Here is a 26958-nt window from a genome sequence, read left to right as displayed (position 1 = left end):
TTTTTTTTTGGGGGGGGGGTCAACAAAAAGTCTATATCTCCACCAAGTGCCAAATCACTCCCACTAGCAGACCTAATAAGGATTTAGGTGCTTTAGAATACCTGCAAGAGCTTAGGGCATATATATTTAACCTTTTAAACCATCATCGCTGTTTAAAGCCGTTTTAAAGCTCATTTAACGCTACTCTCGCTCCATGGGGTTATTGGGGTCTGTGGGTTTGGGCTTTGCTTGTTTCTTAAGCGGGGGTTTGGTATTTTTTATTTGAGTCGTTAGGGTGTAGATTAGTCCCATCACCCTTAGTAGTCTGGTTACTTGGTAGAGAATCTGGACCGGGTGGCTTGTCAAACTTATATGCCGTAATCACCCAATTATTTTTTCCTTTGTCGAGCCACCCCTTAGAGATGCCTACCCTATAGGTCTTCCCATTGTGCTTACCGATTATAGTTTTAATATTGTTGTCGTCCTTAAGCTCCCCATTTTTAATTAAGTATTCTAGTCCATTCCCTAACTTTTCTAAAGGTGTATCACCTGCAAAAGGGCTAAAGTCATCAATATGCTTTTCAAGGATTTTACTTAGGCCATGTCCTTTGATTTTACCTTTTTCATCTTTCACTGCCCCCTACACTAAATCGATATACCCCAAATCCTCTCTATAAAACGCCCCTGCAACTTGACCGCGTTTTTCTTGTAAAAGCTTCTTAACCGCCTCTGCTCCCTTGCCCTCAAACTCTTTAAAGTTTTCTCCAAATTCAGGGTTAGGGGTGATGTTAAGCGGGGGTGTGGTAGAACCACTCTCCGCCTTTGTATCGGACTTTTGCCCGAGTCCTAGCTCGTAACTAGGGTGCTTGGGGTGCTCTTGCATTGCCGAATCAAAGGCGGGGTTTTTGCGTAAATCCCCGCGCTCAAAATACATGGTCTTAAAGGCTAATTCATTTTGCCCTTTGCGGATTTGCTCCACCACCACATAATGCCCGTTGATTTGCTTACCACTAATGACAACTTCTCCAGCATCGTTTTTACCTAAAACCTTTACATCGGCTTCATCGCTGTATTGGGGGTATTTGGCAATGTCCTCTTTGGTTACTGGGGGTTGCGCGCGTGCCTGTGTGATTGTGCCCTTTTCCCCATGCCGCTCTAGCACATGGGCAATCTCGCTCTTGTCGATGGTGCGCCTCACATCTTGGGGGTGTTTAAAGCCCCATTCTTGCGCTTTAGATGCATCTAATAGCTCAATAGCGACTTTCTTACTTCCCCCTTCAAATTGCAAAAGATAATCTATCACAGCGGGGGTAAAATTCTTGCGCCCTAAGATAGCCATATCCCGCCCCTTAGCTGGGCTCTTGTCTATCAAGTCTTTAATCTCTGGGCTTAAATCCGTGCTTAAGTTGGCTATATCTTTAAGCCCTTCTGTGCTATCTTTAGCTAAAGGAGTTTGTATGTCTGAATCTATCCCCTTACCCCCACTTAAAGATGTGGACTTTTGGTTTAATTTTGAATCGCGCAGATTGTATGCATTGCCGGATGAGGAAATCCCCGGATTTGAATTTGATTTTAATAAAGGCTCTTGGGTCTCTTTTAAATCTGTACCTGATTTTTTCGCTAATACAGACATGGTAGATGACGCTTGTGGAGAAGTGAGTTTAAACGAAGTGAGCAAACTACTATCTAAGTCGGACTCTTGAGCTATAGCTTTCATTTTGCGCTTAAACTCTTTTATATCCTTGTTGCTTAGTTTGCCCTCTAAATAAAGCTTGCGTTTAGCCTTATACAGCGGGTCTAACTTCTTTTTAACTTCCCAACTCTTGGGCGTGTGTAGCTGGATTTCACTAGCGACCCCGTTAAAATCAAAGTTAATATGTGCCCCTGTGTAGCCATCTTGGGTGGCGATGAATTTGGGGTTGATGTTTGCGGTGTTGGGGTTGTTTTCTAAACTCTCTAACACCCGCATAAACTCCTGATTAAAGCCTTCTCTATCTGTAACCACAGCCCCTCTTAATAGGTCATTGACCTTATCCATATCCCCTTTGTAATAGGCCAACTTCTCTTCTAAGCTTTCCACACTCTTAAGGACATTGCTACCTTCAATGCGGTTATCCCCCCCCTTCAAGCTCTCCAACAACTCCCTAAACCCCCCTTCTTGCGCCTGTGCTTTAGAGTAAAGCTCTGTGGCCTGCTCTTTGGCTTGGGCGGCGATTTGGCTAAAGTCTACAGCTGCTCCCCCATTAGTGTTGGGGGTGTTGGGGGTGTTGGGGCTTTGGGGCTCATCGTCTTTAGGCAAGCCAGCTTGGGGCTCATCGCCTTTAGGTGTGTTGGGGGTTTCATCCACTTTAGGTGGGGGCATTCTTTCATCCACCACATCCATACGGCTAAAGCGTAAGGTTTCTGGGGCTTGGTAGGTTTCAACAATTTTTAACGACTTTCCATTCTCTAGGGCTTTAGAGTAGTGGAGTTCATCGCCGATGATATTTCTTTGAGAAGTGGGCAAGTGGCGGGTGTAATTTAGCACTTCTTCAAGGCTAAAGCCCTTGTCTAGGCTTTCTTTCACTTCTGTGCTTCTAAGTTGTCTTAAGAGCTTGTCGGCCTTAAACACTTCTTTAAGCTCTGTAAGCTCTAGGCCTTTGACTAAAGCAAAGTTTAAAGCGTCTGTTTCTTTAGGGTGTGCTAAATCCCACTTCTTGACCGCTTCTTTGATCTCTTGCGCGCTTAAATCGCTCTTTAGGGAGGGTGTGGTAGAGTTGTCTATGCGGGGCCAAACACCATCACCCGCTCGGCCGGTAAAGGTTTGGATAAGGTCGGCACTCTTAACTTTATCCTGTAAGAATTTTAGCCGTGTTTTGGGGATAAAGGTGATGAGCCTTTTATCCCCCTCTTGCGTGATGAGTAGGCTAAAAAATCCGCCATTGCCATCGCTAAAGCTTTTGATGTATTCGCTTCTCTCACCCCTAACCAGCTTCAAATCCCACTCTTTTAAAGTGGGCTCCACTAGGTTAAGGTAGGCTAAACGGCTTTGAGCATCTTGCTTTTTGCTTAAGTGGGTGATGAAGTTGTCTTTATTCTCCACTTCTTCTAAACTTTTTAAAAAGCCCTGCACATCTAACTCTTGGGGTATCTCAGCTTTAGGGGGGTTTTCTAAAATCTTAAGGGCTTGTTCTTGCTCAATGGTTTTAGGGGCTGCCCTGCTCCCTATCTGCTCCACCCCCTGCTCTAGCTCCTCTGTCCACGCCTTGATGAGCCGCTTTGTGGAGTTGTCAAAGCGCGCGGTGATCGCCCTAGCTTGGATGTTCTTATTAAAGTCTTGGATCGTGTGGCTTTTGAGCAAGGCTTGTTTGATGGCGTGTGTCAACACCTCTCCGCTCACCTTTTCATTAATGCGGGTGGCAAAAGGGATGTGGGGCACTAAACGGGTCAAAAACGCAAAAAGCTCTTTGGTGATTTGGTGTTGAAACGCCCCACTAACACTGGTGGCAATGCTCGCGCCTATGCGCTCTGTCCTAGCGGGGGCCAGCATTTTGGCGATCTTGGCATCGTTTCTAAAGAGGCGGTTAAACCCACTGGCCATGTCTAAAAAGTCTTTAGCCGCCTGTGATTGGAAGGTGTTTTCTCCGATCTGTTGCACCCGTTTAAAAAAGTCTTGGCTGTCAAAGACTTTTAAGGCTTCCTCGTCATATAGACTCTTGGTAAAGAGGCGGTTTAAAATGTGCAATTCTGCCGCTTCTCTTTGGCTGGGGTTTAAATGCATCCGATCTAAATTGCCCACACCGCCTTCACCCTGCCCCTTGATCGCCTTGATCAATCCATCCGCCACGGCTTCCTTAGCCCGCCCCACATCCCTTAAGCCAAATTGCTTAGCCATTTTCAGGGCTTCTTTCATGTGGGCGTAATCTTTTAGAGTGGTGTTGTAGAGCTCCTTAATGTCCCTAGCAAGTTCGGGTTTCGTGGCAAAGAGCGCATCTATGCCCTCCTTCACATCCTTTTTTAAGAATTGCTGCACCGCCCTTTTAAGGTAGTCTTCTAGCCCGGGGTCTTTGATTTCTTTGTAATAGGGGTTTTTTGAACTTAGATAGGGTGGTGTTGGATCAAATCATAGACAAGCTCTTAAGAGGACTGGACTACAGAGAAGAGATCATAAGATAAGAGATCATAAATACCATTAATATTGCCTTTTTAGACTTCGCCCTAGGTTTCTTTAGGCAAATTTTAGAGGCCAAAATACAGGATCAAGAGCTCAATTTAGAGTGGTATAAAAAGCACTTCATCGCCAATGAACGCTTAAATTCTCAAGAGATCGCGGTTTATGCAGGCATCAATAAAAAGACCATCTGTAATATTTATGGAAGCGAAACAAGAGAAATTGTGTTAGAAGTGGCGCAAGCCAACATTGACTATCCTGAAAACTTGCTGAACGCTTTGGGGAGAGTGCAGACATCGGGCTTTGTCTTAAAATTACTGATAAAAACATCAGTATAGAACTCAACCTAAACGAGTCCTTATTAGTCATCAACGCCCTAGCCATCAAAAAAATCGCCTTGCGTGGCGGAGCGTGGAGCAGTGTAGGCAAGAAAATAGAAAAACCTTTAATGCTAGCTCTGTGCCAAAAATACGGGGTGCCAAAAGAATTTTACAACGCCCAAACCTTCCGTAAAGATAAAAACTTGGCCTATGATCGCGAGGTGGATTTCAAACTCTACAATACGGATAAAAGCAATACAGGGTAGAGGTTAAATTAATGGGTAAGAGCAATCTAGAATGTGCGGATGCTGTGATGGCTAGGAAGTCGCATATTTTTGTCGCGGATACTTTGAGCGAACAGAATAAAAACCAGCTCACAGCTTGGGGCGTGGAGTTTTTAGAGCTCAAGAGCAATGGGGATTGCGTGGGAGATTTTAGGGGGATATTAAAGAGATTGGAGATTACCTACAAGGATTAAAGATTGTGGTAGGCGCAAACCTAAGCTCTGTAGCAATCGCCGTCTCAGGCGTGATCGCCACGGATGTCTTGGCCTAAAAAACTCGAGGCTGGACTTGCCCACGCTAAAGCCTCCGATGATGGGGATAAAAGCTCTTGCTTGGCAATTTCTATGCTTAAATCCTTTAAATCTGGACCATAGCACTGCAAACAAGGGGTACTCAGGGCTTGGGCTTCTTTAATGAAGTGTAGGTATTGCTGTCGTTGCACAAGCTCCCCTTAATGAGAAAGTGAGAGCGACTCTAGCATAGAAAACCAAACCGCTTTTAAAGGGGATGACGCTCTAAGCCAAACGCCCTTAAGCGTAATCGGGCAGCCTAGATGGGTTGCTGGTGTAGGATGTTTTAGCGATGGGAGTGGGAGGGGTTTGCACTTGGGTTTGGGGAGTGGTTTGGGCGGTTGTGCTTGGCGTGCTTTGGACTTGGGGGGTGTGGTGTGGCTGTTGTTGGCCTTGTTGTTGGGGGTTGTGTTGTTGTTGGTTGAAGTTGTGGTTGCCGCCCCCACCTTGATGGGTGGTGTTCTCGCTGTTTGGGGCACTAAAACGCAAATCCACATTGTTAAAGCCCATTTGGGAGAGGTGTTGGCGCAACTCGCTTTGGTGCGCCACAAGCAGGGCACTGACCGGCGCACTGGAGGCTAAACTCACCTGCAAGTTCTGCCCCACTTGCTGGATCACCACCTCCACCTTGCCCAGCTTATCGGGGTTGAGCTCCATAGACAATTTCGTGATGGGCGGTTTAAAATCTAAGAGTTCTTGGCGCAAGCTTGTGGCTAAATTTTTAATCGTTTCCTTGATTTGAGGAGCTTCTAGGGTGCTTTTTTGTTCGGTGTGTGTGGTGTGTGTGGTGTGTGTGGGGCTTTCTATGGCACTTGTGCGGGTGTCCTCCTCTTTGTTAGCGACAATGGGCTTAGCCGGGCCTTGCAAGGGCATGCGGTTAGGGTCAAAGGATAGGGGGATGAAGGTTGGTTTGGGTTTAAGCGGTCCATCAAAGGCTTCTTGAAACGCCTTTTTGATCTCCTTATCGTTGTCGTGGCTGTCCTTGACATGGGGCATGGGATTTGGCTTGTTTAGCAGTTGGTTTAAAGGTGTTTTTGCGTTGGCATTTAGGGGGGGTTCTTTGGTGTTGGGGTGGGGGTTTTTGGCGGTATCTTTGCTCCCCTTGTGTTCTGTGGTTGGGGTGGGTTTTTTGGGGGGATTTTTTAAAGCGAGCAGGTCAGCAGTGGACATTTTAGTAGGGGTTGCTATGCCCTGTGGGGTTGGGGTTGTTGGGGTTGCGCCCTTGGCCACATGCACACCTTGGGGTAACCTGGCTAGGTTGGATGCGCCTGGCGTGGCTTTAGAGGCTAGGTCTGTTGCCTTGGCATTGGCATCCTTGGGGGTGGGCTCTGCGTCCTTGGTTAGAGTGCTGGGGCTGCTAGCTTTGCTCTCGTGCTGGAGTTTGCTTAAATTGAGTGCCTTGGCACTCTCTAGGTTTTTGATGTCGCTGAGTTTCGCGCTTTTGGGGGTGTTTTTGGCATTTTTTGCCCCCTTTAATGCCATGGCTTGGCTAAAGGGGTCGTGCTTGTTTTTAAAGTGCTGCAACTTCGCCTCTTCTTTGGCCTGGGCTTTTAATTCCTTTTTGAGCTCCTTTTCTTGCTTGGGGGTGAGCTTTTTATCCATCAACTGGGCTAGGGGGCTGTTCGGCGCGATGTGCGGGGGATTTTTAGAGTGGTCTACCCCCTTTTCTTCCCTCTTGGCTTTCGCGTCTTTGCTGTTTAAATGGGCTTTTTTTTGATCTAATATGGCTTTGAACGCGTCTTTGTCTTCTTTAGGCGTGTGCTTCTTGGTATGGGCTTTGGGGTTGCCCTTGGCATCCAATACCTCTAAGCCTTTAATGTGGGTCGCCACAAGCGTCCTTTGCAATGGTTTATCAAGCCGAGTCAAGCAAATTCAGTTCCCCTAGTTTTAAGACATGATTGTTAATTTTGGGCTAACATGGTTTTTTTCAAGCTGGAGTGTTTTATGATGCTTATGCGTCTTTTTGTGTGTTTTTTGGCGACTTTCATGGCCAATGGAGTCGCGCGCTTTGGATATGTGGTGCTGATCCCACTGCTCATTTTAGCGGGCAAGCTGAGAGAACATCAGAGCATACAGCTTGCCATTGCTGTGATGGTGGGCTATGTCTTTGGGAGTGCCGCCCTAAGCTTTTTACAAAAGCGCATGTCTTTAGAGGGTATTGCTAAGGTGAGCTTTTTAGTCATTGCTCTGAGCTTTTTTGCCTGCTATTTGGATCGCCTGCCCTTTGCGTGGGCGTGGATGTGGCGTTTTTTAGCAGGCGTGGCGGCCTCTTGTTTAATGGTGCTCTCTGCCCCGCTGTGTCTAAGTCTAGTGAAAGAGCAGCACCGCTCCTATGCGAGCGGGTTTATCTTTAGCGGGATTGGGGTGGGGGTGGTGTGCAGTGGGTTTGTACTGCCCCATTTTGCAAGCAACATTGGCATGGCGTGGATTTTCTTAGGTGCGGTGGGTTTGGTGGCATTTCTTTTATCCTGCGTGTTTTTAAAGACCCTGCACCCGCCTAAAAAGAGCACACATAAAGAAGCCCCCTTCAAAATTTCTACCTTCTTTGCCCTGCTCTTGGTTTCGGTGGTGTTAAACGCCATTGGCTACCTGCCCCACACGCTCTTTTGGGTGGATTATTTGGTGCGCTCTTTGCACTTTAGCAAGGCGGTGGCTGGGGCTTCGTGGGCGTTCTTTGGTTTTGGGGCAGCCTGTGGCACGATTTTAAGCGCTACCTTTGCCAAAAACCTAGGGCTCAAAAATGCCTCCAGCATTGTGATCTTAATGAAAAGCATTTCCTGCGTGATTGCCATGGTTAGCAATGACATTATGTGGCTCAATCTGTCTATCTTTTTAATGGGCTTTGGGACTACGGGCAATCTCACCATTACTAGCACAATGGCGTACCATATTATGGGGCAGGAGCATTTCGTGCAAGCCTCCAGTCTTGTAACTTTGGCGTTTGGGATTTTTCAGGCAGTGTTTTCCTTTGTTTTCACTTGGGCGTTGGGGCACTTTAGCTTTTATAAAATGTTTCTTTTTAGTGGCGTGGTGCTGTTTTTAGCCTTCGCGGTGTTATTGCCCGTGCCTCAAAGCACTTTTAAAAATAATTAAGCCATGCTAGAATAGGGGCTATTTGTTTTTGCAAGGATAAGCGATGGGTTTTGCGGATTTCTTAAAAAATCTTAAGAAAACAAGGGTGCAATCGAGCGAACAGGACATGCCAAGCCATTGGATCAAATGCCCTAAGTGCGCTGCCTTAATGTATTACAAAGAGGTCTTTGCCAAAAACCATGTGTGCCTAAAATGCCACTACCATTTTAGAATGGGGGCTAGCGAGCGGCTCGCTTTCTTATGCGATGAGAACACTTTTACGGAATATGACAACGAGTTGCGCCCCGTGGATCCCCTAAACTTTGTGGATAAAGAGAGTTATAAACAACGCATTAAAAAATACGAAGCCAAGACCGGCCGCCCAAGTTCGGTAATCAGCGGGGAGGGGCAGATCAATGGCATTGCTTTGCAGATTGTGGTGTTTGACTTCGCCTTTATGGGTGGCTCTTTGGGCTCGGTGGAGGGGGAGAAAATCGTTAGGGCAATCAATCGGGCAGTCGCTAAAGAGCAGGCATTGTTGATTGTGTCGGCCAGCGGGGGGGCGCGGATGCAAGAATCCACCTACTCGCTCATGCAAATGGCAAAAACAAGCGCGGCTTTAAATCGGCTCACAGAGGCGAAACTGCCCTTTATCTCTCTACTCACAGATCCCACCTTTGGGGGGGTGAGCGCATCTTTTGCATTTTTGGGGGATTTGATCATCGCTGAGCCGGGGGCGATGGTGGGCTTTGCGGGGGCTAGGGTGATTAAGCAAACCATCGGCGCGGAGTTGCCAGCAGGGTTTCAAAGTGCGGAGTTTCTGCTCGAACACGGCCTAATTGATATGATCGTTCAGCGCAAGGATTTAAAAAAGACCCTAAGCGATTTAGTGGGGATGCTCACTATAAACCGATGACTTGTAGCATTTACGCCATTTCTAAAAAAACCCCTGAGTTTGCCTCCTTGCTGGCGCAACAACAAAGGGCGTGTCAGCAATTTAGAGCCACACTTGAAATCATAGACATTGCGCCCAAGGCCTCAAACAACAGCACAGAGGCGCAAAGCTTTTACACTAAAGCCCTAAGCCCCTATATCAAGCCAAGCACCCCCGGCTATGCCCTGCACCCAGCCGGCAAACTCATAGATAGCCAAGAGTTTAGCCAAATCTTAAATGCCCACGCCCATGTGCAGTTTTTCATTGCGGGGGCTTATGGTTTTGCCAAAGAGTTTTTAAAACAATGCATCCCCCTATCGCTAAGCCCACTCACCTTTAGCCACGCCTTAGCAAAACTCATTTTATGCGAACAGATTTTTAGAGGTTTAAGTCTTTTAAACAACCACCCTTACCACAAATAGGACTATGGAGGCACTATGAAATTACGCTATTATGGCTCTTTCACATTATTGTTTATAATTATCGTGGGCTGGTATATTTACAACACCGACCCGCAAAAGCTCCCCGTGCATGTCGCAAGCCACACCCTAAATCTGCCTCTTGCCCTTTGGGTTGTGGGTGTGGTGCTGGTGTTTTTTGTCTCCACTCTGCTGTTTATTCTAAGCGGGAGTATCGCCAACTTGTGGCAACGCTACAAGCAAAAACGCGACTTTGAGAAACTCACCGAGCAGATTGTGAGCCAAAATACGAAAGAACACTTTATCCTAGAGAAATACCACAACCCCCACTTCACCACTCTCTCTAAAATCCTAGCCCGCTTTAAATTAGAGGCGGATTTAAATAGCCAAGAAAGCGGGTGCGAGAAAGTAGATCAACTCTTTAGTTTGTATGCAAGGGTGTCGCAGGCTGAGGATGTGGAGTGGCGCAAGTACAATTTAGACCCCAGCAACCCCTTTTATATCCAAAATTTGCAAAATAAAATCCACCGCGACCTAAGACAAGCCCAACAAATCCTTAAGAAAGAGGGTTACAGCTCTGCCCTAAAACGCCAAGCCTTGATCGACTTGATCCAAAGAGGTTCGTTTAAAGAAATCCCCAAGGCTTTAAAGGGGGCTAGCGAGCTCTTGGATAAATCCGTGCTAGAGGTGCTCTTAAGGGCGTTTTGGGACAAACGCGTGGGGATGGAGCTTGCTGAAATCGCCGAGCTTTGTGTGCGGGTGGGATGCAACAAACAGGAGTATTTGCAAATGACACTAGATGCCAAGACCTTTTTATCCCCAGATGATTGGTATAAATTCTTTGAGCTCTTGGCCGAAAAAGACGAACAAGCTGAAAAGGCGTTCTTGTATGTGCTCTTGGATTTGGAGATGATTGAGCAGGCTAGAGAGCGCCTAAGCAACCACCCACAAGACGAGTTTTTGATCATCAAAGCCTATCTAGAACTCAAAAAATCTGATAAAAACTACCCATTGAATATATTTTTTGGTATTAAACCGCAGGTTTAATTTGAAACCAAAGGAGAAACCCACAGGACAGAAACCTGTAGGGCTTCAAACTTGAAACAGAAAGTTGAAGATAGAGCTAAGGACTTCATGTGGTGGGGGTCGCTTGGTAGCCAAAGGCGGGCTAGAAATGGCGATCACGACACATATCCACAGCCACTAGTCCTTCCCAAAAATCTTTGTCAGCTCCTCTGCAAACCCCATAATAGGTTTTAAATCCTTTAAAGATAGGGTGAGTTTGTAGTTGGCAAGATTACCCGGATTCATTGCCACAAGCTGTTTTTCTTTGCCATTGATGCGGATGGTGTCCTTGCGTTCTTTGTGCTTGTAGCTGTGGTCTTGTTTTTTATCAATGATATAGTAAAGCAAATCGTTGGCACTGATGCCAAGCAGGATAATGTAATCGTAATTGTATTTAGGATTAATGCCATTGAATTGAAAAGTATTGTTTCTTAAACCTTTTCTAGCCGTTTTGATTTCTATCTTTCTGCCTTGAGAGAGCAGGTCGTATTCGTCGTGAATCACTTCTTTATTGAAGTTTAAGGGCAAACCAAGGGCTTTGAAAACTTCTTCCACAAACGCCTCCCCGATCTGTCCTATGGCGTTTGCTTAGAAAGCAAAAATTTTTTCAAACATGCCCGTTTCTTGGCGGCTTTTCAGTTCCTCGTATTTGCGCTCAATGAGAGTTGCTAAAATCTCATGCATGGTCATTTTCACTAAAACCCCCGTCTTTTAAGAGTTGATAAATGTGCGATTTGCCTATGTGGCGGCAACCATTCGTGGCTAAAGAGCTGTATTGACACCAATTAGCGTTTAAAAAGAGTTTGTCTAACTTGTCTTTAGGGGCGTTTTCGTGGTAAATGATCGCTACTCCGCTTTTGTAATTCACTTGCGAAAACTCAGGCACAACAGCGGTTTGTTTAAAAAAGGTGCTAGAGAGATAGAAATTCGCCTTTTTATGAAAAATCCACTCTTTGCCACATTTTCTATTTTTGGCTAAGGACACGGTTATGACTTTGAGTAAATGGCTAAAGGGTTCGCCTTGTTTGTGGCGGTACCAATTAAATTCATTTCTAGGGTTTTGGTGATTCTTGCTCCAAATTTGGAACACACAGCTGATGTCCTTTTCTTTGCCATTGGCTAGGTAAAACGAGTTTTTGGGCAGGGGCTGCTCGTGCAATAAATGCAAATCTTGCACGCGATAACGCACCGATCCCTTGCCTAGACTGGCAAAAAACATGGGCAAAATAAACGCCACAAACTCCGCACTCTTGGCGTGCTTGATGAACTCTAGGGCTAGCACCCCCCGATGCCCAAAGGGCGGGTTGCCGATCACAATTAAAGGCTTTTGGGGCAGTGCCCACTCTAAAAAGTTGGCACAAATCACGCCCTCTTTAGTGGGGTTAATGTCGATTCCGATTTTAGATTCAGGCAAGAGATCGTAAAAACACCCCTCCCCCACGCTGGGCTCTAGCCAAGTGTATTTGTCTAGGTTTTCGTATTGGGCGATGATCTTTTTAGTGGTATTAAAAAGCTCCTTAGCGATAGTGGGCTTGGTGTAGTAAGCGTCTAGGTGGTTTTTAGCATTTGCTTTCATCACTCCACCATTGGCGTATCTTAAGGACATGGCTAACCTTTTCATGTTTGCCAAGATTTTAACACAAGTCAAGACAATGAAGTATGGCTTAAAACAACAACACTCCATATTGCCATAAGGGCTTGACTTTTGGGGTGTTGCTAGATTGTGTGCCTTGGGTTGTTTGTGTGGCTTGTGTGGGGTTGGTGTTTTGGATCGTGTTGTCGCCTTGTAGTAAAGTTGTGTGGCCTTCTTGCAAAGCCTTTAACGACGCTTCTAAATCCTCTAAAGATTGAGCTAAGTTGTTGCGTTTTCTAAAGCTTTACTAAAAGTGTTGAGTGTGTCTAAAAGCCACTTAGATTTTATGTTTAAATCCTCTAACTCTTCTTGAAAAGGTGTTAAATCACCCCCCCATATCCTCCAACACCGATAAAAACAATCTGCGGGCGCGTCCGTCCTTCGCGAGGTGATAGCAGAGAAAAGAACAACTAAAGGGGTCTTAAGCCCTACTTAGTGGGGACACTTAGCACCCTTTGCAGGCTGTCTATTTTGCTTAAGGTTAGATTGATCACACTGTTTTCTAGGCCGCCTAGGCTGTGTGGTACATTTGCCTCTAGAGCGATGCAATCCCCGCTCTCTAGGGTATGTTTTTGCCCCTCTACCTCAAACCAAATGCGCCCTTGCAAGACCCGCACCACAATCGCCCCGGGGGCTTGGTGTTCTTGCATTTGTGCACCCTGTGGCATGCAAATGCGGATTTCTTTGCTCTGCGGGGTTTCAAAGAGTTTTTGGATGTCTAGGGCTTGAAAATTGGGGTTCTCTAAAAAGCGTAAAATTTGCATGAAATACCTTTAGCTAAAGATAAGAGGCATTTTAGCTAAGAAAAGCAAATTTAGCTACAATGGCGTAAAAATGGAGTGCGCATGCTAGTGCATATTTGTTGTTCTGTGGATAGCCATTATTTTTTACAAGAGTTAACAAAGCTCTACCCTAACACCCCCCTCACAGGCTTTTTTTACAACCCCAATATCCACCCTAAAGAAGAGTACGACCTGCGCCTCTTGGATGTCAAACGCTCGTGTGCGGCGTTAAAAATCCCCCTGCTTGAGGGCGACTACACCCTAAAGTCGTGGATGCAGGCCATTAAAGGGCTAGAGCAAGAGCCAGAGAAGGGCAAAAGATGCAGTGCATGCTTTGACGCGCGCCTTGAGATGAGCGCACAAATGGCGTTGATGCTCGGTTTAAAGCAATTTAGCACAACCCTGCTCTCAAGTCCCATGAAGGAGCAGGCGGTCTTAAAAGAACAGGGAGAGGCTATAGCTAAAAAATACAGCCTAGAGTTCATTTACACAAATGTGCGTGTGTGTGGGGGGGTGGAGAAACAAAACGCCCTTGCTAAAAAGGACAAGCTGTATCGGCAAAATTATTGTGGCTGTGTGTTCGCCCTTGAAAAGCAACGCCAGGTCCAAAATAAGCCCTGTATTGAGCTCATTAGCCCCCTAAACCGACAAATGCATCCGGCCAGTGTCGCCAGCCGTCTAGAGTTGTTTAAAAAGCGCCAAGAGTTAGAATCGCAAGCGCAAAACTACCACCTCTTGCAACAAAACCTGCAAACCTACTTGCTCTTAAGGGGGTGGCTATGTGTCAATCAACACACCATTGCTAGCTACATTCTCACCCACTCCAACCCCAAAAAAGTGAAAATCAAGGATTTGCAAATTGCTAAAATCCCCTTAAAACCCACCCTAGCCGAAGAAATGCTCTGTGCTAGACTAGGTGTGAAAGCCCCTAAAATCTCCATCACTCTTGGCTTTAGTCCCAAGGATGATAGTTTATTTATCGATATAAAAAGCGTGTCGCTTTTGTTAAACACCCCACCAACTCCGTTAAAAGACTTGAGGCTCACCTACGAGCAAGAGTTGTATTTAAGGGAGAAAATCGCAGGGGTTGAGAGCGTGCAAGCGATTTTTATCGTACAAGACCTAAATGCCCTCGTGGGGGAGGTGCTTGAAGTGGAGATTTATTCTAAAGTATTCGAGCAGAAAAACTTCTACTTGTTGGCTACCTCTTAACCAAGACCGCCTTATTGTCCCCGCATTTTTCTAAGCGGTAGGCGCGCAAATGCTCCAAGACCTCCACGCTCCCTGCCGACACAGCCATAGAGATGGCAGTATAGGTTGCCTCTGCGCCCAAAATGTCCACTGCCCCCGCCGCATCCTCCGTCGCCATGATGCGCTGCGGGATGGCCGCGTCCATGCCGGTCGCCTCTATGGACTCGATAAAAGCCGTGGTGATGGCAACCATAGCGATGTACCATGAAGCGTTGTTGGTGCTCACTAGAGGGGCAATCTTGGCGACAAGCCGCCCCTGCACGCCGATGTCTTCAAGATCGCCCTCCAACGCTTTTTGTAACTCTCTTTCATTCTGCACAACTTCCACACAATCTCCCTAGAACATAAATTCACAAAAATCTAACGGCACTCCCCTTTTCTTTACGGGCTTTGGCGGTTGTGGGCATGGTCGCCTTGCCTAGTGCCACCAAACAGGCGATGTTGGGGGGGTTAAAATAGGCGTTTAGCACACTCTGCACCTTTTGCGCCTCAAAGCCCCCGATGATGCACGAATCCACGCCCATTAAAGTGGCGGTTAAAGTCATCTGCCCCACCGCAATGTAGCACTGCTCTTTCATGTAGGCTTCAATCAGGGTTTGGTCGTTTTTGAGCCGTTCTTTCAACAAGACCTGCACCCCACTAGCCACCCTCTCTGGTATTCTTTGCTGTAAAACTGACTCAAATAGGCGGGGTTGAGCTCACTAGAGTGCATGTAGCCCACGACCACCAAAGCGGCGCAACTTTTGACCAGCTCGGTGTTGAAGTAGACATAGGGCAGTAGCTTGTCTTTCATGGTGCCTTGCAACACGACAAACTCCCAAGGTTGGGTGTTGTAAGAGCTTGGGGCAAGGCGAGCGGCTTCTAGGATTTGCTCTAAAATCTCTTTAGACAGGGGGGCGTTGGGGTCAAAGCGTTTACACGCAAAACGGCGGTGTAAAAAACTGTTCATGGTTTCGGGGGTCAAGGTTTGTGTTTGCATGCATGTCCTTTAACTAAGATTATAAGGAGTCATTATAACTTGTTTGAGAAAACCATAGGCAAATGTGCGCTTAGAGGGTTTATTGGTCGGTGTTTTTGTGCTCTTTCTTTGCTAAGGCTCAACACCCCCCCGATGGCTTGCACCCACGCCCGCCCCGACAATCGTCCCCACAACGGGGATCATAGAGCCTAAAAACCCGCCGATGGCAAAGCCCGCGGTGGCTTTGGGGATTTTTGGCATTTGGGGTTTATTTGCCATGTTGCCCCCTTAAGCCAAAAGTCCTAGGGCTTCTTCATAGAGTCTAAAGTTCTTCAATATGCACGCTTTGAGTTGCTCGACTTTTTAGCTAGACACGCCCATTTCTTTAGCGTAGCTGTAAATGATGTCGCGCTCATTCGGCTATTGGCTAGGGCTACAGACACCAGCTCTAAAAGCATGGTGTGCTTGGTGTAGTTGGTGTCAAAAATCGCGCCTAAAGTGTTTAAAGGGACTTCCTTTTCGCGAATGCCCGGCGCGCGCTGCATTTCGAGCATGTCAAGCGCGTTTAATTGCAACTCGTGCAAGACTCCATCGGCTTCAATGACTTTTTTGTGCTGGATACCACTCCTTCACACCCATAAAAATAAAGGCGATTATAAAAGAGCGGCTTAAAGCTCAGCTAAAAATGGGTAAAAACCTTGTGTAGGTGGGCGGTGTAGTCTTGTAGGTATTGTTCCACTTGGGGGTTTTTGATGACATCGTTGCAGATGAAGGTGGGCATGGCTTGCATGCCCAAAAATTGATTCGCCTTGTGTAGGTGCAAATACAGCCCATCCACGCCCACACCCTCAAAAAATTCCTCTTTCCCAGTGAAAGCCTCAATGGGGGCGTTCCAAGTGAGCGAGAACATGTATTTTTTGCCATGGATGAGCCCACCTTTGCCGTAATTCTTAGTGGGGGCTTTGTGGCTGCGTCCATCGTTTTTATAAAGCTTGCCATGCCCTGTGGTGAAGACCTCATCGATATATTTTTTCACAATCCACGGCTCACCCATCCACCACCCGGGCATTTGCCAGATCAAGGCATCGGCGTTTAAAATCTTAACCACTTCCTCCTCTATACCGTAGCCTTGATCGATGTGGGTTTGCTCCACACGATGCCCCAAATCTTTTAAAACCTGCAGAGCGTGGTTGTGTAGGGTGGTGTTTAAACGCCCGTGTGAGTGTCCAAAGTCCTTTGCGCCATTGAGTAGTAAAATTTGTGCCATAAAAACCTCTAGTACTGATGTATGGAGAAAATCAAAAGGGAATTGGTGTCAAAGGGGGGACTTGAACCCCCGACCTCCGGCTTATGAGACCAGCGCTCTAACCGGCTGAGCTACCTTGACACGAAAAACGCCCATTCTATAAAACTTTTGCTTAAACTTTGTTTTAAAGGTGCAAGTCCATGGTTTGATAGATTTGGTTGTAGGCGTTTTTGTAGCGTTGTACAAAGCTGTTGTTGATGCCAAAGGCGCGTTTGGCTTGCATTTCTTGCAGAGCTTTAAGGCCGTCTATTTTCTCTTGTGCTTGCTTGTCTTCTTGGATTTGTCCGCCATAAAAGCTTGTCAGGCTGTAGAGCGATTGGGCGGCGAGCCGTTTTTCGTTTTCATTCATGCCCGCCGTGGCGCGCAAAAACGCATCGTATTCGTTGTCGCTCATCAATTCTAAAACCAAAAAGCCATAGGTTTCTCTTTTGAGCCCATTAGGGGTGGTTTCACTCTTAGAGATTTCCACCACAGCTTCAGGTTTACTCTCTGTGGGGGCTTGGGGGGCTTGGGGGGCTGTTGCCTGCCCTAGACTAGCAGAGCCTAACAACGCATATAAGGACGGATTGTTTTTGATGTCTTTAACTTCCATGACAAGACCCTTTCAATCAATTTCCACCCCACAAGCAAAAAATGCTCCAAATTATGGTGTATAATGCCCGCATGCAAAATGAAAACCAACTCCCCCGCTTTTTCAGCACAAACCATGCGCCCATTGAGTTTTACTTTAAAAAGTGCGCCCGCGATTTCGTGGTGCGAGAAGAGCCCCTCTATGCCTTTAGCCAAAGTGGGGAGCATTTGATCGCCCATGTCCGCAAGAAAGACAAGAGCACTTGGGAGATGCTAGACCTGCTCTCGCAAGTGCTGGGCTGTAAGGTGTCGTGTTTTGGCTACGCCGGGCTAAAGGATAAAAACGCCCTCACATTCCAATACATTTCCATGCCTAAAACCTATGAAAAAGCCCTCTCACAACACGCCCAAACCCTCTATGAGCAGGGCGTAAAAATCCTAGACACCACCACCCACACGCATAAAATCCGCCTCGGGCACTTAAAGGGCAACTATTTTAGCCTGCGCCTAAAAAAGCTCACCCCCCTAAGTGCGCAAAAAATCGCTGAAGTGTTGGAGATTTTGCAAAAAAAGGGGTTCTTAAACTACTTCGGGGCACAGCGTTTTGGCAAAAGGGGGGATAATTTCAAACACGCCGCCACGGGCAAGAAAAAGCTTGATAAATTTTTACTCTCTAGCCAACAAAGTTATTGTTTTAATCAGTGGCTAAGCGCAAGGGCACGCTTAAACGCCTTTGTCAACAACTTTAGCCCCCTTGAGATCACCAAGGAATATCCCCAAATCCCCCTAGAGCAGACCAAAGCCCTCAAAGCCCAGCCCCAAGATTTTAAACTCTTAGAAGGCGATGTGCTGTGCCATTACCCCTTTGGCAAATACTTCTACCACAACCCCACAGATTTAGAACAGAACTTAGAGCGGCTGCAGGCTAAAAGCCTTGTGGCTACGGGGCTGTTGCCCGGCTTTAAAGTTTTGGAGGCGAGGGATTTAGCCGGGGTGTTTGAAGAGTCTTTTAAACAACAGATCAATTCTTGCGGGGATCGGCGCTTTGCCCTTGTCTATCCTACAGAAGTGGATTTTTTGTATCTGTCCAAAGAAGCACAGGGGCAATTAAAGTTTTTCCTACCCAAAGGGGCATACGCCACAATCTTTTTAGAAGAGATCGCCCACCAAGAGTTGTTTAACCCCGATGTTTAAAAAGTGTTTAGAAGAGTTGTTTTTAAGCGTGGGCGAAGACCCTAAGCGAGAAGGGCTAGTCCACACGCCTAAGCGGGTGAAAGCCTTATGGGCGGATTTGGTAGCAGGTTACAAACAAGACCCCAAAGAGATTTTAAGTGCGGCGTTGTGTGCACCCTCAAGCGGGCTTGTGGTGTTGCAAAATATAGAGTTTTACAGCGTGTGCGAACACCATTTATTGCCCTTTTTTGGACGGGTGAGCGTGGGGTATTTGCCAAATGTCAAAATCGTGGGGCTGGGGGCGATTGTGCGTCTTGTGGAGTGCTTTTCTCGGCGGCTGCAAATCCAAGAAAGGTTAAGCACACAGATCGCCACAAGCCTGCAAGAGTGTCTAGAGCCTAGGGGGGTGGGGGTGTTTTGCGTGGCTAGGCATTTATGTGTCGCCATGCAAGGGGTGCAAAAGCAAGAGAGCGTGCTCAAAACCAGCTGTCGGCTCGGCGCGTTTGAAGACCCCGCCATTTACCAAGAGTTTTTACAAAGCCTTAATGCGCCTGTTTAGAGAGGCTAAGCACTAGCCCTAAGGCCACAGAGTTGGCTAAAAGCGAGCTACCTCCATAGCTTAAAAAGGGCACGGCGATGCCCTTAATGGGGATGATCCCGCTCACTCCAAAGGCGTTGATGATGAAAGAAAAGGCGATGAGTAAAGCCACGCCTAGGCAAAAAAGCATGTGCTTGGGATTGTCTAGGCGGTTGGTGATTTTAAATAGGGCGTGCAGGATGATTAAGATAATCCCTACACACACTGCCACCGCCACAAAGCCCAATTCTTCAGCAAGTCCCGCCAAGACCATATCCGTATGCACTTCGCTTAAGAATCCGAGTTTGACCAAGCCGTCTCCCAAGCCCTGCCCAAAAATGCCGCCATGTTTAATAGCGTTGCTGGCGTGGTAGATTTGATAGGGCTCTGGCAAATGCTCGATTTTTAAACTGCTGGCAAGTTTAGAGGGCAAAATGGAGAGAATCGAGCTTTGGATGTTCGCCCACCAAAGTTTCATGCGCAAAATGCGGTGAGCACTGGTGCTGATTGCCACGACTCCGATGACGATCGCAATGCCTAAGAAAATGCGAAAGAGTTTAAAACTCCCGCCCGAAAAGATGAGTAAGAAGCCCAGCACAATGGCTAATAAAATCACTTGCCCCAAGTCGTTTTGCAAGACCCCGATTAAAAACGCTACCGCCAAGAACACAACTAAGTAGGGGATGAGGATAGCCAGCTCCTCGCGCACGCCCGACTTTTCCTTGTTAAAGAAGGTCCTTGACAAACTCCACGACAAAAAGAACACAAAGCCCACTTTAAAAAACTCTGTGGGGGCTAGGGAGAAAAAGGGCAGGCGAATCCAGCGCTTGGCTCCCCCCGCGCTGCTTGACATGCTCTCGGGCAAAAAGCCCATGATGAGGATTAAAAACAAAGAGCCTAACAAGATGGTAAAGCCGATTTTGCTAAACCATTTGTCCGGATCCAGCCAAGAAAGCCCCCACATGAGAGAAATCCCCACAACCACGGCAGCTAGCTGGCGCAAAAAGAAATGGAACTCGCTGTAATGGTAAATGAGCGTGGCGTAGGTGGAGAGGGAGTAGCTTAAAAGCACGCTAAAAATCATTAAAAAACTAGACAGGGTGAAGAGATACCGGTAAGCCATAAAAACCGCCCAAAGTGTGTTAAAAATGTGCTATAATTATAACTTATTTATCAAGCGCGGTACTTGCGATTTTGGGCTTGTGGGCTTGGGTGTTTTGGAATACTCGTTGCTTAGGGTTATGTATCTCGCGAGGCGCAAGAAAAGGGGCAGACATGGATTTGTCAAAGGCGTATCCGCTCGTGTACAGGGCGATGGACTACCGCTCTTTGCGGCAGGATTTGATCGCAAGCAATGTGGCGAATGTGGACACCCCCTTTTACCGCCCAAAAGATGTGGATTTTGAATCGGTGTTGGCCCAGAAGAAGGCTGAGGTCTTCGACCACAAAGAGGACAAGGTGTTGGCGTTGGCAATTACGGACCCTAGACATTTAGAGCCTAATTTAGATGAGAGCAAGAAGGCAACCATCTTTTTTAGGGACGGGCATTTGGCGAAAAACGATGGCAACAGCGTGGATTTAGACATTGAAACCTCCGAAATGGGAAAAAACTCCACGATGTATCTTGCCTTAACCACCGCCCTAAAAAAACATAGAGGCATCATCAATTACGCTATAGACGCGGCAAAAAACATTTAAGGAGCGTGCATGTTTTTATCCAGTTTTGACATCAGTGGCTATGGGTTATCTGCCCAAAGAGTGCGCGCTAATCTCATTTCTTCCAACATTGCCAACGCGAATACCACCCGCACGGATGAAGGCGGGCCTTACCGCCGCCAAGAGGCGGTGTTTAAGTCCTTCGACTTCAACAAGATTTTAAACGAAAAACTCGCCCAAGACAATAATTTATTGGACTATGAAGATCCCTTAGATGAGAGCGATGACATTGAAAAACCAAACCCCCCCATTATGGGCGTGTATGTGGATAAAATCGTGCGCGATGACAAAGCCCCGCTTTTAAAATACGACCCCACCCACCCCGATGCGGACGCGAACGGGTATGTGTCCTACCCCAATGTTAACCCTGTGGTGGAAATGGCGGATTTGATCGAAGCCACAAGGGCGTACCAAGCCAATGTAGTGGCCTTTCAAAGCACAAAAAACATGGCGGCAAACGCTATCAGCATGTTACAAGCATAAAAAGATTATAAAAGAAAGGGTTGTTTCTTTAGACTAAGACTAAAAGATTATCTAAAAGAGGCGATATTAAGGTGAATACGATGCAAGGAGTCAATATGAAGACTTTATACACTGATATAGGGCTGAATAAAACAAGCACTCCTTTAGATTCAAAGTCGCATGAGAATCTAATGGAGAAGGGGGAGTTCTCTCAGATGCTCAAGCACTCTATCGATGAACTCAACAACACCCAAATGGAATCTGACCGGGCTTTAGCCGACATGGCGACCGGGCAGATCAAAGATCTACACCAAGCCGCGATTGCCATCGGCAAGGCAGAGACGAGCATGAAGCTCATGTTGGAAGTGCGCAACAAAGCGATCAGTGCCTACAAGGAATTGTTAAGGACTCAAATTTAAGGGTCTTTAGGCTTGTGTTTGGTTTCTCTCCTAGTTTCTCTGTAACAGTGCTCTAGTTTAGGGGGGCGTGTGGATCACCCTTTAGCTACCCCCCCGCAAAATCCTGACAGACCCGATAGCGACCCTAGGCGTACGGAACGCCTGATGATGATTTTCATTGTCGTTGGGGGGTGCTTTGTGTTGTTTTTAGTGGTGATGTTTTTTAAGGCGGTGTTGCCCCGCAAAATGCCTGCCCTAGTCGTTACCAAGACCGATATTGCCACAAGGGGGCAAATCTACAGCCAGGATGGCTTTAGCCTCGCCAACAGCCAAAAGCTCTTTAAGGTGAGCTTCAACACCTTATCCATCGACCCGAACAAGCAAGAGTTTTTCATAGATCTGCTCTCCATTTACACCAATATTCCCAAAAGCGTCATCGCTGAGAAGTTCAAACAAAACGGGTTTGTTACACTCTCTTATAATATCAACGCCAACACCGCCGCAAGTCTAAGGCAATTAAATACCAAATTCTTGGCCTACAATGTCTTTAAAGAGTATGAAGACGCGAATAAAAAGGTCATGCCCAAGATCGGCCTAAATATTGAAGTGAGCGGGATCGCCCGCGACTACCTTTATAAGGACAATTTCGAACCGCTGGTGGGCTATATCCAAAAGTTCGATACGGGCAAAATCACCTCCATTAGGGGCATGAAGGGCATTGAAGAGTCTAAAGACACCACCCTAACCCCCAAGAACAATGGCAGGATGACGGGCAGGCGGGATTTAGGCTTTACCCTCATTGAAGACCGCAGTTTTAAAAATGTCCCTAGAATCGATGGCTCGGACATCGTTCTTAGCATCCCCTTAAAAATCCAAAGAGAGTTAGAAAAAATCCTCGATTCTGCTAAAGCCCGCTACGGCGCGCGCCAGATTATTGCGGGGATTTATCTCCCTCAAAATGGCGAGATCTTAAGCCTTGCCACCACCAACCGCTTTAACCCCAACAACATCCAAAAGAGCGACTACCCCTTTCTCAATGTAGATGCCGTGGAGCTCTCCTTTGAGCCGGGTAGCACGATCAAACCCATTGTCTATAGCCTGCTTGTGGATAAAAAGCGCATCGACCCCAAACAGCCCATAGACTTGGGGCATGGCTCTTACAGGCTTGGCAAGTATCTTGTTCGAGACGACTTTATCCCCACCAAGCACACCACCATTGAAGATGTGCTGATCCGCTCAAGCAATATAGGCATGATCAAACTCTCTAAACGCTTAAGCGGGCAAGAGCTTTACACAGGGCTAAAGGACTTTGGTTTTTCTGAAGAAACAGGCATCGACTTGCCCTATGAAAAAACGGGCTTATTGCCCGACATCAGAAAGTTAAGTGGCGATGTCTATAAAGGCACGGTGTCTTATGGCTATGGGATGCGCGCGACTTTTTTACAGCTCTTAAGGGCTTATGGAGTCTTTGTCAATGGGGGAAGGCTGGCCAAGCCCCACTTGGTGCAAAGGGTGATCCAATACCCCAATGGAGAGATGTACGCCACACAATACCCCCCAAATAAGCAAGTCATCGCCCCCAAGAGCGCGCAAGAAATGCAGGATTTGCTGGTGAAAGTCGTGACTAAGGGCACGGGCAAGAGCGCGCAGGTGGCAGGGCTGATGATTGGGGGCAAGACGGGCACGGCGCGCACCGCCAAAAAGGGCAAATACACCGATGCCTACAACAGCTCGTTCTTTGGCTTTGCCAAGGATAAAGAAAATACCTTTGTCATCGGAGTAGTGGTCTTTGGGTCTTTAGGCAGCACGGAGTACTACGCCGCGCAGACGGCCGCGCCCATTTTTAAGCAGGTGGTGCAAATGTTGGTGAAAAACCAATACCTTACCCCCTCCAAAGCCCTAGCTAAGCACTAGAGTGCCATATTGGGGCAAAATTAAGAAAAACTAGGTATAAGTGGAATTCGTACGAATCTTATTTTAAGGATAAAAATGGTTACACAGGATGCGGTGCTGGATGTCTTGAAAAAGGTCATTTACCCCAATTTTGAAAAGGATATTGTGAGTTTTGGTTTTGTAAAAAACATCACCTTGCACGAAAACAAGCTTGCCCTTTTGCTCGACATCCCCTCAAGCTCCCCACAGGTGGCAGACACACTGAGGACAGAAATCACCATTAAAATGCAAGAATTGGGCTTAACCTGCCACATCGACATCAAAACCCCAGCCAAGAGGGATAAAGCGCAGCAAGCCGAGCAGACCACGAAAAATTTAGCCCCCAACATCAAGCATGTGGTGATGATAAGTTCTGGCAAGGGGGGTGTGGGTAAGAGCACCACCAGCGTGAATTTAGCCATCGCTTTGGCAGGCTTAAAGCAAAAGGTTGGGCTCTTAGACGCAGATGTGTATGGCCCCAATGTGCCTAGAATGCTAGGCTTAATGCAAGCCAATCCCACCACCGATCCTAGCGGTAAAAAGCTCATCCCACTAGAAGCCTTCGGGGTGCGGGTGATGAGCATGGGGCTGTTGTATGAAGAGGGGCAGAGCCTTATTTGGCGCGGGCCCATGCTCATGCGCGCCATCGAGCAAATGCTTACCGATATCATTTGGGGTGAGCTAGATATTTTAGTGGTGGATATGCCCCCGGGCACAGGCGATGCCCAGCTCACCCTCGCCCAAGCCGTGCCTATCAGTGCAGGGCTCACCGTAACCACGCCCCAAACCGTAAGCCTAGATGATGCCAGCCGCAGTTTAGACATGTTCTCAAGACTGCAAATCCCCATTGCCGGGATTGTGGAGAACATGAGCGGGTTCATTTGCCCCAACTGCGCGCATGAGAGCCATATTTTTGGCAAGGACACCCTAGAGAGCCTAGCCAAGCAGTATAAAACTCAAGTGCTCGCGCAAATCCCCCTAGAAGTGCAGGTGAGAGAGGGGGGCGATAGCGGCACGCCCATCAGCGTATCCAACCCCAAATCCATCATCAGCCAAGCCTACAGCCAAGCCGCCAGTAACCTCTTAGACTTTTTGAAAGAAGTGAAGGCGCATAATCTAGCGGACAACAAGAGCATCCAGCCCACCATCCACTAAATGCCCCTCTTAGCCCAGCTCAAACGGACGATCCATCTCTACGACCCGGGCTATTTCAGCCTCATTTTCGCCTTAAAGACCACTCTAACCACCTTCCTTTGTGTTGGGCTAGGGGCACTTTTCTTTGGGCATGCGATTGTGATTTGGGCGGGCTTTCAAACCGTCTTCATCTACGCGCTAAGCCTGGTGATTAGCGATAAAGAGCACGAAATCTATTACTTTGTGGTGTTCATTGCTATCAGCTGCGTCAATGTACTCTTGTTCTACCCCATGGCGTATTTTGGGGTATGGCTGTGTGTGCCTATTTTCGTCATGACTTTTTTGGTGGGCATGTCTACCGCCTACAGCCTGGACCTGCATAAGGTCTGTAACGCCGCTCTATCTAATGGCTTGGTAACCTGCTTGTATATAGATGCACACGCCTCCCTAGACTTGCAACAAACTCTTTTAATGATTTTAATGCTAGGCACTCTAAGCATTTTATTGCAGTCTTTCGTGGTACTCTCTAAATACAGCTTTTTCATCAAAAAACGCTTTTCTACCCTGCTTTCGAGCATGGATTTAATGCTGCAATACATCAACAGCCCGGGCGACTACACCCACATTAAAACCCAAGTACTCGCCCAAATCCACAACACCAAATTGATCCTAACCTCCCGCTCAGGGCGCATTAAAGACCCGCTAGCCGTGCGTAATTTGCAACGCGCCCTCTTCCAATTGCACGCTCTAGAGGAGATTTACCACTCCATCCACTCCATCTATGGGGAGCTAAGCTCTTTAGATTCTGTACGCCAAGAAATCCGCAAAAACCTCCAAACCCTCTCAAATATTTTCACCAAGCAAGACATCCAGCTTGACAAGCAGGCGTTAAACGCCCTAGACCCGAATCTTGATAAAGTCCTGCACCACTCCATCGCCATCATTTACAATAAAATGCAGGTTTTCATTCTAGGCGGCGAAGAGCAAGCCAAACAAACCGACCCCGTGCATAAGCCCTCACTAAGGCATATCCTAGACGCGCTCAACACCAAAAACCCCATTTTCCAATACGCCTCCAAATACGCCCTAGCTATGGGGATTGCAGTTTTCATCGCCCGTTACTTCGGCTTCAACCATGGTATGTGGATTGCCATGGCAACTTTATTAGTCTCCCGTTTTAGCCTAGGCAGCACCAAAGAAGTGCAAGTGGAGTTGGTGCTAGGCTCGGCGGTGGGGCTGGCGGTGGGGCTGGCGGTGGTGTGGCTCTTTGCCAAAAGCGTGGTGTTTGACGGCTTTTTAGTGTTGAGCGTGTTTTTATTCATCTATCTTCGGGTGTATTCTTACGCCATTTGGTCGGCTTCGCTCATGTTCGCCTTCGTGCTGTGCTTTTCTCTGCTTAGGCAAGACTTCGTGGATATGGTCGCCTTTCGGGTGGCGGATTTGGCTTTAGGCATTGTGATTGTGTATGTGGTGTTCTTGTTCGTGTGGCCCAAATACGACAGGGACGAATTTATCCAGCACATGCGCCACCTAGTCGCCACCTTGCGTTGTCTGCTTGAAGATGCCAGCCAGCACAAGACCCATGCCCTAAGCACCCAAAACACCTTTTTAAAGCAATTAGACGCTTTCAGGCTGTGTTTAAAGAGTGCAAGGGCGGAAACCTCGGATGCCAACACCCTAAACGCGCTCTTAAGGGGATTGCAATCCATAGACATGCTCGACACCTGCAGCTACCGCCTCTACGATTACTGCCTCAATGTGTCCATGCCCGAAGAAAAGCAACTCTTGCTCGACAACAACACCCAGCTTTTACTCAACCGCTACACGCAAATGTCTAACTACCTACACAACAAACCCCACTACTTCAAAGCCAAAGAAGGCGGACGGCTTTTAAAAATTGACAGCGAGCTAGATAACCTCTTAGAAACCATCTTTTTCGCCCAAAACAAGCTCTTTGAAGAGTTGTCGTATGTGTTTAAATACTAGGGGGCTTGTTTAAAGCGGGCTTAAAGGCGTGCTTAGGACTTTATCATACGCCTTTAATTTTGCCTCCCACAAGCTTTTAACTTTTTCAATCTGTTGCTTTTCCAAAGCCCGCACAAAGCCCTCCATCAAATCGTAGGCGATGGTGCCATTTTCATGGACGGGGAGTTTAAAGCTTTCCTCTAAAAGCCGCTCTTTATTGATTTCGCGGTTAAAGCCGTATTTGTGTTGCACGCTGTGGCGTAAAATCGTGGTGCAAAAGAGGGCTAGATGGCGGTTAAGCTCCTTTTCTTTGAGCCAGACCACCATGCAATGATCGGAGGCCACAAAAGGGTAGGGGTGGTAAAAGCAACTCCCCACACTCCCGCTATTAGCTAGAGTGATTTTGTTTTGATAAATTTTCATATAGGGGGGTGGGCTGACAAAACCATCTACACCATTATTCAAGGCACTTGAAGAGATGTAGGCGATCTGCCCCTTAGTGTGATCCTCCTTTTTATAACGCCTGCCCCGCTCGTAAAGAAACACCTCGCTAAAGCTAAACTCCCTCCAAGTTACCCCCCCCCCCCC

At 47.2% G+C, this 26958-nt stretch carries 29 protein-coding genes, 1 tRNA gene and 2 pseudogenes; 14 read left to right on the top strand and 18 right to left on the bottom strand.

Annotation, left to right across the window (positions count from 1 at the left end; translation table 11 throughout):
- Positions 1–235 precede the first annotated feature (235 nt).
- Complete coding sequence (locus AOG36_RS00535) at positions 236–613, bottom strand: putative barnase/colicin E5 family endoribonuclease (protein ID WP_053825343.1); 378 nt, start codon at positions 611–613, stop codon at positions 236–238.
- A 6-nt stretch (positions 614–619) separates the two neighbouring features.
- Positions 620–3991 (bottom strand): PBECR3 domain-containing polyvalent protein, encoded by a 3372-nt coding sequence (locus AOG36_RS08625; protein ID WP_053825342.1) that lies wholly within the window; start codon positions 3989–3991, stop codon positions 620–622.
- A gap of 146 nt (positions 3992–4137) precedes the next feature.
- Between AOG36_RS08625 and AOG36_RS00525 the strand changes: the two are divergent.
- A pseudogene (locus AOG36_RS00525) lies at positions 4138–4927 on the top strand (CfrBI family restriction endonuclease).
- Positions 4928–4971: 44 nt separating this feature from the next.
- Here AOG36_RS00525 and AOG36_RS00520 read toward each other — a convergent pair.
- Both AOG36_RS00520 and fliK read right to left on the bottom strand, forming a co-directional pair.
- Positions 4972–5175, bottom strand: a complete 204-nt coding sequence (locus tag AOG36_RS00520) for a hypothetical protein (RefSeq protein WP_015107579.1) — start codon at positions 5173–5175, stop codon at positions 4972–4974.
- An 88-nt stretch (positions 5176–5263) separates the two neighbouring features.
- A complete protein-coding gene (gene fliK, locus AOG36_RS00515) occupies positions 5264–6853 on the bottom strand; it encodes a flagellar hook-length control protein FliK (protein ID WP_015107578.1) in 1590 nt (529 codons plus the stop codon).
- A 123-nt stretch (positions 6854–6976) separates the two neighbouring features.
- Here fliK and AOG36_RS00510 point away from each other — a divergent pair, with 123 nt between their 5' ends.
- From AOG36_RS00510 to AOG36_RS00495, 4 genes are read left to right on the top strand one after another with little or no spacing between them, the layout of a single operon-like run.
- Positions 6977–8116 carry a YbfB/YjiJ family MFS transporter gene (locus AOG36_RS00510; RefSeq protein WP_053825522.1) on the top strand — a complete coding sequence of 380 codons (1140 nt, stop codon included), beginning with the start codon at positions 6977–6979 and terminating at the stop codon, positions 8114–8116.
- A gap of 43 nt (positions 8117–8159) precedes the next feature.
- Positions 8160–9011: an acetyl-CoA carboxylase, carboxyltransferase subunit beta gene (accD, locus tag AOG36_RS00505; protein ID WP_015107576.1), complete on the top strand. Its 852-nt coding sequence runs from the start codon at positions 8160–8162 to the stop codon at positions 9009–9011.
- Complete coding sequence (locus tag AOG36_RS00500) at positions 9008–9451, top strand: 23S rRNA (pseudouridine(1915)-N(3))-methyltransferase RlmH (protein WP_015107575.1); 444 nt, start codon at positions 9008–9010, stop codon at positions 9449–9451. The genes accD and AOG36_RS00500 overlap by 4 nt, the downstream gene beginning before the upstream one ends.
- Positions 9452–9466: 15 nt before the next feature.
- On the top strand, positions 9467–10495 hold the full coding sequence (locus AOG36_RS00495; protein WP_015107574.1) for a hypothetical protein: 1029 nt from the start codon (positions 9467–9469) through the stop codon (positions 10493–10495).
- A gap of 156 nt (positions 10496–10651) precedes the next feature.
- Here AOG36_RS00495 and AOG36_RS00490 read toward each other — a convergent pair.
- The 4 genes and pseudogenes from AOG36_RS00490 to AOG36_RS00480 form a co-directional block, all read right to left on the bottom strand.
- A pseudogene (locus AOG36_RS00490) lies at positions 10652–11203 on the bottom strand (restriction endonuclease).
- Positions 11190–12119 (bottom strand): restriction endonuclease, encoded by a 930-nt coding sequence (locus AOG36_RS00485; RefSeq protein WP_053825341.1) that lies wholly within the window; start codon positions 12117–12119, stop codon positions 11190–11192. Before AOG36_RS00485 ends, AOG36_RS00490 begins: the two are co-directional and overlap by 14 nt.
- 58 nt (positions 12120–12177) lie before the next feature.
- Positions 12178–12327 carry a hypothetical protein gene (locus AOG36_RS08455; RefSeq protein ID WP_015107571.1) on the bottom strand — a complete coding sequence of 50 codons (150 nt, stop codon included), beginning with the start codon at positions 12325–12327 and terminating at the stop codon, positions 12178–12180.
- 247 nt (positions 12328–12574) lie between these two features.
- Complete coding sequence (locus tag AOG36_RS00480; protein ID WP_015107570.1) at positions 12575–12910, bottom strand: cupin domain-containing protein; 336 nt, start codon at positions 12908–12910, stop codon at positions 12575–12577.
- 81 nt (positions 12911–12991) lie between these two features.
- On the opposite strand from AOG36_RS00480, the gene AOG36_RS00475 reads away from it, so the two are divergent.
- Positions 12992–14140, top strand: coding sequence for an epoxyqueuosine reductase QueH (locus AOG36_RS00475; RefSeq protein ID WP_015107569.1), 1149 nt, complete (start codon positions 12992–12994; stop codon positions 14138–14140).
- Here the strand turns inward: AOG36_RS00475 and AOG36_RS00470 are convergent.
- The 8 genes from AOG36_RS00470 to AOG36_RS00445 all read right to left on the bottom strand — a co-directional run bounded on the left by AOG36_RS00470 (position 14130) and on the right by AOG36_RS00445 (position 17035).
- On the bottom strand, positions 14130–14507 hold the full coding sequence (locus tag AOG36_RS00470) for a hypothetical protein (protein ID WP_015107568.1): 378 nt from the start codon (positions 14505–14507) through the stop codon (positions 14130–14132). The two genes, AOG36_RS00475 and AOG36_RS00470, sit on opposite strands and share 11 nt — an antisense overlap.
- A gap of 22 nt (positions 14508–14529) precedes the next feature.
- A complete protein-coding gene (locus AOG36_RS08865; protein ID WP_231850661.1) occupies positions 14530–14805 on the bottom strand; it encodes a nitroreductase family protein in 276 nt (91 codons plus the stop codon).
- Positions 14799–15158, bottom strand: a complete 360-nt coding sequence (locus AOG36_RS08860) for a nitroreductase family protein (protein ID WP_231850660.1) — start codon at positions 15156–15158, stop codon at positions 14799–14801. Before AOG36_RS08860 ends, AOG36_RS08865 begins: the two co-directional genes overlap by 7 nt.
- 111 nt (positions 15159–15269) lie before the next feature.
- Entirely contained in the window at positions 15270–15416 is a 147-nt protein-coding gene (locus AOG36_RS08450; protein ID WP_015107566.1) for a hypothetical protein, read from the bottom strand.
- 53 nt (positions 15417–15469) lie between these two features.
- A complete protein-coding gene (locus AOG36_RS00460) occupies positions 15470–15721 on the bottom strand; it encodes a hypothetical protein (protein WP_015107565.1) in 252 nt (83 codons plus the stop codon).
- 95 nt (positions 15722–15816) lie between these two features.
- The gene (locus AOG36_RS00455) at positions 15817–16404 is read right to left on the bottom strand and encodes an NAD(P)H-dependent oxidoreductase (protein ID WP_015107564.1); all 588 of its coding nucleotides are present in this window, start codon (positions 16402–16404) and stop codon (positions 15817–15819) included.
- Positions 16405–16447: 43 nt separating this feature from the next.
- Positions 16448–16524 (bottom strand) — tRNA-Met (locus AOG36_RS00450).
- Between the two features lie 43 nt (positions 16525–16567).
- The gene (locus AOG36_RS00445; protein WP_015107563.1) at positions 16568–17035 is read right to left on the bottom strand and encodes an HP1233 family protein; all 468 of its coding nucleotides are present in this window, start codon (positions 17033–17035) and stop codon (positions 16568–16570) included.
- Between the two features lie 41 nt (positions 17036–17076).
- Here AOG36_RS00445 and AOG36_RS00440 point away from each other — a divergent pair, with 41 nt between their 5' ends.
- Both AOG36_RS00440 and folE read left to right on the top strand, forming a co-directional pair.
- A complete protein-coding gene (locus AOG36_RS00440; RefSeq protein ID WP_015107562.1) occupies positions 17077–18207 on the top strand; it encodes a tRNA pseudouridine(13) synthase TruD in 1131 nt (376 codons plus the stop codon).
- The gene (folE, locus tag AOG36_RS00435) at positions 18200–18745 is read left to right on the top strand and encodes a GTP cyclohydrolase I FolE (protein WP_053825340.1); all 546 of its coding nucleotides are present in this window, start codon (positions 18200–18202) and stop codon (positions 18743–18745) included. The genes AOG36_RS00440 and folE overlap by 8 nt, the downstream gene beginning before the upstream one ends.
- On the opposite strand, the gene AOG36_RS00430 is transcribed toward folE, so the two are convergent.
- Positions 18729–19886 (bottom strand): FtsW/RodA/SpoVE family cell cycle protein, encoded by a 1158-nt coding sequence (locus tag AOG36_RS00430; protein WP_015107560.1) that lies wholly within the window; start codon positions 19884–19886, stop codon positions 18729–18731. The genes folE and AOG36_RS00430 overlap by 17 nt on opposite strands.
- 152 nt (positions 19887–20038) lie before the next feature.
- Here AOG36_RS00430 and flgB point away from each other — a divergent pair, with 152 nt between their 5' ends.
- The 6 genes from flgB (at position 20039) to AOG36_RS00400 (ending at position 26391) form a co-directional block, all read left to right on the top strand.
- Positions 20039–20461: a flagellar basal body rod protein FlgB gene (gene flgB / locus AOG36_RS00425; protein ID WP_015107559.1), complete on the top strand. Its 423-nt coding sequence runs from the start codon at positions 20039–20041 to the stop codon at positions 20459–20461.
- Between the two features lie 9 nt (positions 20462–20470).
- Positions 20471–20962 carry a flagellar basal body rod protein FlgC gene (gene flgC, locus AOG36_RS00420; RefSeq protein ID WP_053825339.1) on the top strand — a complete coding sequence of 164 codons (492 nt, stop codon included), beginning with the start codon at positions 20471–20473 and terminating at the stop codon, positions 20960–20962.
- Positions 20963–21057: 95 nt separating this feature from the next.
- On the top strand, positions 21058–21360 hold the full coding sequence (fliE, locus tag AOG36_RS00415) for a flagellar hook-basal body complex protein FliE (protein WP_015107557.1): 303 nt from the start codon (positions 21058–21060) through the stop codon (positions 21358–21360).
- Positions 21361–21429: 69 nt separating this feature from the next.
- Positions 21430–23253, top strand: coding sequence for a peptidoglycan D,D-transpeptidase FtsI family protein (locus AOG36_RS00410; protein WP_015107556.1), 1824 nt, complete (start codon positions 21430–21432; stop codon positions 23251–23253).
- Between the two features lie 75 nt (positions 23254–23328).
- Positions 23329–24426 (top strand): Mrp/NBP35 family ATP-binding protein, encoded by a 1098-nt coding sequence (locus AOG36_RS00405; protein ID WP_015107555.1) that lies wholly within the window; start codon positions 23329–23331, stop codon positions 24424–24426.
- A complete protein-coding gene (locus AOG36_RS00400; protein WP_053825337.1) occupies positions 24427–26391 on the top strand; it encodes an FUSC family protein in 1965 nt (654 codons plus the stop codon).
- A gap of 9 nt (positions 26392–26400) precedes the next feature.
- On the opposite strand, the gene AOG36_RS00395 is transcribed toward AOG36_RS00400, so the two are convergent.
- Positions 26401–26958: restriction endonuclease subunit S (locus tag AOG36_RS00395; protein WP_197536085.1), on the bottom strand; the 558-nt coding region annotated here is incomplete at its 5' end.

Origin of the sequence: Helicobacter heilmannii (assembly GCF_001283065.1) — a bacterium.
GTDB classification, from domain to species: Bacteria; Campylobacterota; Campylobacteria; order Campylobacterales; family Helicobacteraceae; genus Helicobacter; species Helicobacter heilmannii.
The sequence above is the reverse complement of the archived record's forward strand: the minus strand, read 5'-3'. Positions and strand labels throughout refer to the sequence as shown.

Coding starts and splice junctions, on each gene's coding strand:
- AOG36_RS08450 (WP_015107566.1), bottom strand. CDS start 15,416: ATGGCAAATAAACCCCAAATGCCAAAAATCCCCAAAGCCACCGCGGGC.
- AOG36_RS00510 (WP_053825522.1), top strand. CDS start 6,977: ATGCGTCTTTTTGTGTGTTTTTTGGCGACTTTCATGGCCAATGGAGTC.
- AOG36_RS00405 (WP_015107555.1), top strand. CDS start 23,329: ATGGTTACACAGGATGCGGTGCTGGATGTCTTGAAAAAGGTCATTTAC.
- folE (WP_053825340.1), top strand. CDS start 18,200: ATGTTTAAAAAGTGTTTAGAAGAGTTGTTTTTAAGCGTGGGCGAAGAC.
- AOG36_RS00495 (WP_015107574.1), top strand. CDS start 9,467: ATGAAATTACGCTATTATGGCTCTTTCACATTATTGTTTATAATTATC.
- AOG36_RS00500 (WP_015107575.1), top strand. CDS start 9,008: ATGACTTGTAGCATTTACGCCATTTCTAAAAAAACCCCTGAGTTTGCC.
- AOG36_RS00400 (WP_053825337.1), top strand. CDS start 24,427: ATGCCCCTCTTAGCCCAGCTCAAACGGACGATCCATCTCTACGACCCG.
- AOG36_RS00430 (WP_015107560.1), bottom strand. CDS start 19,886: ATGGCTTACCGGTATCTCTTCACCCTGTCTAGTTTTTTAATGATTTTT.
- AOG36_RS00480 (WP_015107570.1), bottom strand. CDS start 12,910: ATGCAAATTTTACGCTTTTTAGAGAACCCCAATTTTCAAGCCCTAGAC.
- AOG36_RS00475 (WP_015107569.1), top strand. CDS start 12,992: ATGCTAGTGCATATTTGTTGTTCTGTGGATAGCCATTATTTTTTACAA.
- fliE (WP_015107557.1), top strand. CDS start 21,058: ATGAAGACTTTATACACTGATATAGGGCTGAATAAAACAAGCACTCCT.
- flgC (WP_053825339.1), top strand. CDS start 20,471: ATGTTTTTATCCAGTTTTGACATCAGTGGCTATGGGTTATCTGCCCAA.
- flgB (WP_015107559.1), top strand. CDS start 20,039: ATGGATTTGTCAAAGGCGTATCCGCTCGTGTACAGGGCGATGGACTAC.
- AOG36_RS08860 (WP_231850660.1), bottom strand. CDS start 15,158: ATGCAAACACAAACCTTGACCCCCGAAACCATGAACAGTTTTTTACAC.
- AOG36_RS00445 (WP_015107563.1), bottom strand. CDS start 17,035: ATGGAAGTTAAAGACATCAAAAACAATCCGTCCTTATATGCGTTGTTA.
- AOG36_RS00485 (WP_053825341.1), bottom strand. CDS start 12,119: ATGTCCTTAAGATACGCCAATGGTGGAGTGATGAAAGCAAATGCTAAA.
- AOG36_RS00440 (WP_015107562.1), top strand. CDS start 17,077: ATGCTCCAAATTATGGTGTATAATGCCCGCATGCAAAATGAAAACCAA.
- accD (WP_015107576.1), top strand. CDS start 8,160: ATGGGTTTTGCGGATTTCTTAAAAAATCTTAAGAAAACAAGGGTGCAA.
- AOG36_RS00455 (WP_015107564.1), bottom strand. CDS start 16,404: ATGGCACAAATTTTACTACTCAATGGCGCAAAGGACTTTGGACACTCA.